4 protein-coding genes and 1 pseudogene are annotated in these 4710 nt (G+C 71.7%); all 5 read right to left on the reverse strand.

What is annotated here, in order from left to right; genetic code table 11:
• A partial coding sequence (locus Q2100_RS28800) for a transcription antitermination factor NusB (RefSeq protein ID WP_302916778.1) occupies window positions 1-618 on the reverse strand: 618 nt, incomplete at its 3' end.
• Window positions 615-1547 carry a methionyl-tRNA formyltransferase gene (gene fmt, locus Q2100_RS28805; RefSeq protein ID WP_302916779.1) on the reverse strand — a complete coding sequence of 311 codons (933 nt, stop codon included), beginning with the start codon at window positions 1545-1547 and terminating at the stop codon, window positions 615-617. The genes Q2100_RS28800 and fmt, both read right to left, overlap by 4 nt.
• 25 nt (window positions 1548-1572) lie before the next feature.
• Window positions 1573-2109 carry a LemA family protein gene (locus Q2100_RS28810; protein ID WP_302916780.1) on the reverse strand — a complete coding sequence of 179 codons (537 nt, stop codon included), beginning with the start codon at window positions 2107-2109 and terminating at the stop codon, window positions 1573-1575.
• On the reverse strand, window positions 2103-3908 hold the full coding sequence (locus Q2100_RS28815) for a DUF2207 domain-containing protein (RefSeq protein WP_302916781.1): 1806 nt from the start codon (window positions 3906-3908) through the stop codon (window positions 2103-2105). The genes Q2100_RS28810 and Q2100_RS28815 overlap by 7 nt, the downstream gene beginning before the upstream one ends.
• A 37-nt stretch (window positions 3909-3945) precedes the next feature.
• Window positions 3946-4710, reverse strand: a pseudogene (locus Q2100_RS28820) (primosome assembly protein PriA); the annotation flags it as partial.

A 4710-nucleotide genomic window follows, 5' to 3' on the forward strand; every position in this document is an offset into this window, starting at 1 on the left:
GGGGCGTGCCGCCAGGTGCACCACCGGTCGTTCGTTGTCCGCTCCGAGCACGGCGTCCAGCTGTCCGGCGTCCGCGCCGAGCGCATCGGTGAACGCCTGCGCGATCCACCGCGGGTGGGCATGTGTGAACGCGGTGTGGCCGACCGGGTCGGCGTCCGCGGGCGGTGCGAGTTCGGCGATCCAGGACTGTTCGTCGCGCCTACCGATGGTCCGTAGCACGCCGTTGACGAAACCCGCTCGCGCCGTGTCGAACTCGATGCCGGCCTGTTCGACGGTGGTGGACACCGCGGCGTGAGGTTCCACCCGGGTGCGCAGCAGCTGATAGGCGCCCAGCCGCAGCAGGTCGAGCAGCATCGGGTCGATGCGGTCGACCGGCCGCCCTGCCGCGCGTTCGATCACGGCGTCGAGCAGGCCGCGGGTGCGGCAGGCGCCGTACGTCAGTTCGGTCGCGAAAGCGGCGTCGCGGCCGGTGATCCCGCGTTCCCGCAGCATCGCGGGCAACGCCAGGTTGGCGTACGCGTCCCGCTCGGACACCGCCCGCAGGACGTCGAGGGCCGCGCGGCGGGCCGGATCGAGCGGTGTCCGGCGGGGCCGCTTGGTGTTCCTGGGCCGGGTCACTGGGCGCGGACCGATCCGTCGAGTCGGGCGCCCCTGGCCCAGTCGCCTGCACTCATCATCTTCTTGCCGGGCGGCTGGATCATGTCCAGCCGGACGGCCGCCGAACCGGTGCCCACCAGCACGCCGCCCCGCGACACGCGAATCTCCCCGGGCGCCAGGGCATCTGCGGCGGTGTCGTCGATCGTGACCGGCCCCACCTTGACCCGGAGGTCACCGATCATGGTCCAGGCGCCGGGACTCGGCGTGACCGCCCGGATCCGGCGGTCGACGGCGTGGGCGGGCAGGTCCCATCGCACCCGGGCCTCGTCGACGGTGATCTTCGGCGCCACCGTCACCCCGTCGGACGGCTGGGGCACCGCGGTCAGGGTGCCGTCGGCGATGCCGTCGAGGGTGGTCTCGAGCAGGGCGGCTCCCGACACCGCGAGGCGTTCGAGGAGCCCACCGGCGGTGTCGGTGGGACGGATGGTCTCGGTGACCACCCCGTAGACCGGTCCGGAGTCCAGCGCCGGTTCGATCAGGAACGTGGTGGCTCCGGTCACCGTGTCGCCTGCGGCGATGGCGGCCTGCACGGGCGCGGCGCCGCGCCAGGCGGGCAGCAGCGAGAAGTGCAGGTTGATCCAGCCGTTCCGGGGCACGGCCAGCAGCGGCTCGCGCAGCAGCGCGCCGTAGGCGACCACCGCGCAGCAGTCCGGTTGCAGGGCGCTCAGTTCGGCGACGAACTCCTCGGAGTTGGGCCGCTGCGGGCGCAGCACCGGTACGCCGTGTTCGAGGGCCACCTCGGCGACGGGCGACGGCGAGGGCTTCGCGCGCCTGCCCGACGCGGCGTCCGGGCGGGTGAGCACGGCGATCACCTCGTGGTGAGGCGAGGCGAGCAGCCGTCGCAGCGACGGCACGGCGGGATCCGGCGTGCCGGCGAAGACGATGCGCACCGCGACAGTCTAGGGAAGCGCCGGCTCACCGGGGCGTCTGGTAGTACTCGCGCGTGGTGGTGCCCGCGAGCGGCGCGACGAACATCCAGGGGATGGTGGTGGCGAGCCGGTTCAACGTGGCGACCGCGTCGTTGTAGTACTGGCGGGCGAATGCCAGCTTGTTCTCGGTGTCGGCGAGATTGTCCTGCAGCTGCAGGAAGTTGCTCGACGACGAGAGTTGCGGGTAGTTCTGCCCCAGCGCGACCACCTCGCGCACCGCGGTGTCGAGATCGCGTTCGGCGGTGCTGCGCTGGGTCACCGACGTGCTGCCGGTGGCCGCCGTCAGCGCCGCGCGTGCCGCGGTGACGTGGTCGAGGATCGTCTTCTCGTGCGCGGCGAACGTCGTGACGGTGTGCACCAGGCCGGGGATCAACGAGGCCCGCCGGGTCAACTCGACGTCGATGCCGGCGAGGGCCTCGGCGACGCGGACGTCGGCGGCCCGAAGCCGGTTGTAGCCCATCACGAATCCCACCAGCACCGCGACGGCCAGCACCAGGATCAGTACGAGCAGGAATCTCACCACGAGCCGCCTCCTCCTCCGCCACCGCCGCCACCGCCGCCGCCGCCACTGCTGGAGCTGCTGCTACTGCTCGACGAAGAGGACGCCTGCGAGGCGGTGTAGGCCCCGATCGACGACGACAGCGCCGACTCGAAGCTGTCGAAGTCACCGCCGGCGGACCCCATGAATCCGGAGCCCGACGTCGACGACGAGTTGTACCACTCCGGTTGCGGCGCAGGCATTCCCATCGTGGTCTGATATTTCGCAGCCCACAGCGCCGCGGCCCCCGCAGCGACCGCGAAAGGCATGTAGGCGGTGTAGAGGTCCTTGCGCGCGGCGAAATCGAACCGGGTCTCGGCCGAGTCGGTGGCCAGCATCCGGTGGAATCCGCCCACCTGTGACCACAGTTCGCGGCCGGCGGCGGTACGCCGGGTGCCCACCCCTTTCGACCACGACGACAGGGAGAACAGGAAGAAGGCGGCGAACGGCAGCCCCCACATGGTGGCCGGGAAGCCCCACCGGAAGAACCCGCACACCGCAAGGACGAACGCGATGCCACTGGCGATCGTGGCCCACAGCTCCTTCTTCTGCTTGACCAGCAGCCCGCCGTCGACAGCCCATTTCTCGACGGCGTCGGCCATCTCCTTCTTGGCCTTCTCGAGCTTCTTGCCCGCGGAAACCGCCTTCTTGGCCTCGAACTCCGAGCCGGGCGACATCACCTTGAGCGCCGATCCGACTGCGACGCTGACCGGGTCGACGTCGGCCCAGGCGCCGCGTTCGGCGACCCCGCGCACGTTCCACTGATCGGAGTTGACCTGCCGCAGGTCGACGAGGCCGCGGTCGGCCAGGTGGAACAGCGTCGCCGTCAACCCGTGCTTGGGGACGGTCTCGGTGCGGATGTACTCGACCTGAACCGGTCCGAGACCCCGCGGCGGCGCGTACTGCAGCGGGAATCCCGGCGGCGTTTCGCGCGTCGCGCGTGACGACAGCCACCCGCCGGCGGCGCCCAGTGCGGTGAGCGCGGCGACCCAGGCGGCGGTGGTGGTCGACCGTCCGAAGATGCGGTCCCAGTAGTAGGTCCACGGCAGCTCGGCGCGGGCGGGCGTCGCGACGTCCAGGCCCGCGCGCAGCGTCACCGGCGTACCGGGCTTCAGGTTCAGCGCCTGAAGGGTGACGGTGTCACCGTCGACGGCAAGGTCGCGGCAGGCCCGACCGACGCCCACCCCGACGCTGCACTGCGCCCCGGTGACCGGCCCCGGCAGTCGCACCGTGATGTCGGCCCGCTCGATGGTGTTGTTCCACGCCGGTGCGATGACATTCCAGTAGAACGCCGAGCGTGAGTTCGGCTCACCGGTGGTCGCGGCGAATGTCCGGTCGGCGCCCGTGCTTCCCGGGTCCAGCACACCCGGGATCGCGTAACGGATCTCGAAGATGTGCGCGCCGGCGTCGAGCGTGATGTCGGCGTCGCCGATCTTGGCCACCCGGAACCGGTCGCCGCTCTCCCAGAGCATCCGGTAGTTCGCGGGCGCACCGTCGAGGATGATCGACGTGATCTCCGGGATCTGCCGCACGTGCGGACTGTTCCGGTTGCCGACGTCCCAGTACCGGAACAGGCCGTGCCGTCCGCCCGGGAACTCGGCGGTGATGGTCTCGGTCGCGTACAGGGTTCCGTCGGCGGCGACGGTGTACTCGGCGCGATAGTTGCTGAACACCACCGGATCGTCGACCTGGCCACCGCCGCCGCCGGCTTCCAGGAGAAGCGGCCAGAGCAACCCGATCGCGATGACTCCCGCGGTGATCAGCCAGGCGATCGGCCGCCGCATGAGAACCTCCCGTCCGGCGTGAGACGCCGCGTGCGACTCACCCTATGTGCAACGGGTCCATCTGCACGCGAACCGGTTCGTGTTCGCGCCGCGCGCTCTGCACGCCGATCGCCCGGCGTAGCGCGGCGGCCAGTTCGTGGCCACGGCCGCGGTCGACGCGCACCAGCATCCGGATCACCTCGGCGCCTGCGGGAAGGCCTGCCGGCTTGCGCACACCGGGCGGCAGTTCGACCGGCCCGAGCACGTCGGTCCCGGCGGGGAGTTCGGCCTCGTCGAGGAGCGCGGTCACCGCGGGCGGCACGCCGTCGACCGCGGCCATGTGCGAGCTCGGTGGCAGACCCACCTCGGCGCGCGAATCGAGTTCCAGTTCGGCGTGACCGACCGGATCCCAGCGGATCAGCGCCTGCACGGTCGGCAGCGACGTCTCGGCGACCACGACGACCACGCCGCCGTCCCCGCGCGGGCGGACCAGTGTGGCCACCGACAGCCACCTCCGCAGTGTGTCCTCCGCGGCGCGCAGGTCCTGGCGGCCCAGCAGGGCCCAGCTGTCCAGCAGCAGCGCCGCTCCGTACCCCTGCGGGGCGACGGGTTCGGCTCCCGGCGTGGCGACGACGAGTGCCGGTCCCTCGCCCACCGTCGCAACCACCGACTCCCCAGACGACGTGATCACCGACTGCCCGGGGAACGCCCGGCCGAGTTCCTCCGCGGTGCGGCGGGCGCCGACGACCACCGCCCGCACCGCACCCGACCCGCACCGCGTGCAGCGCGACACCGGGTCGTGCCTGCCGCACCACCGGCACAC

Source organism: Mycolicibacterium arseniciresistens, from assembly GCF_030519285.1.
In the GTDB taxonomy this organism is placed as follows: domain Bacteria; phylum Actinomycetota; class Actinomycetes; order Mycobacteriales; family Mycobacteriaceae; genus Mycobacterium; species Mycobacterium arseniciresistens.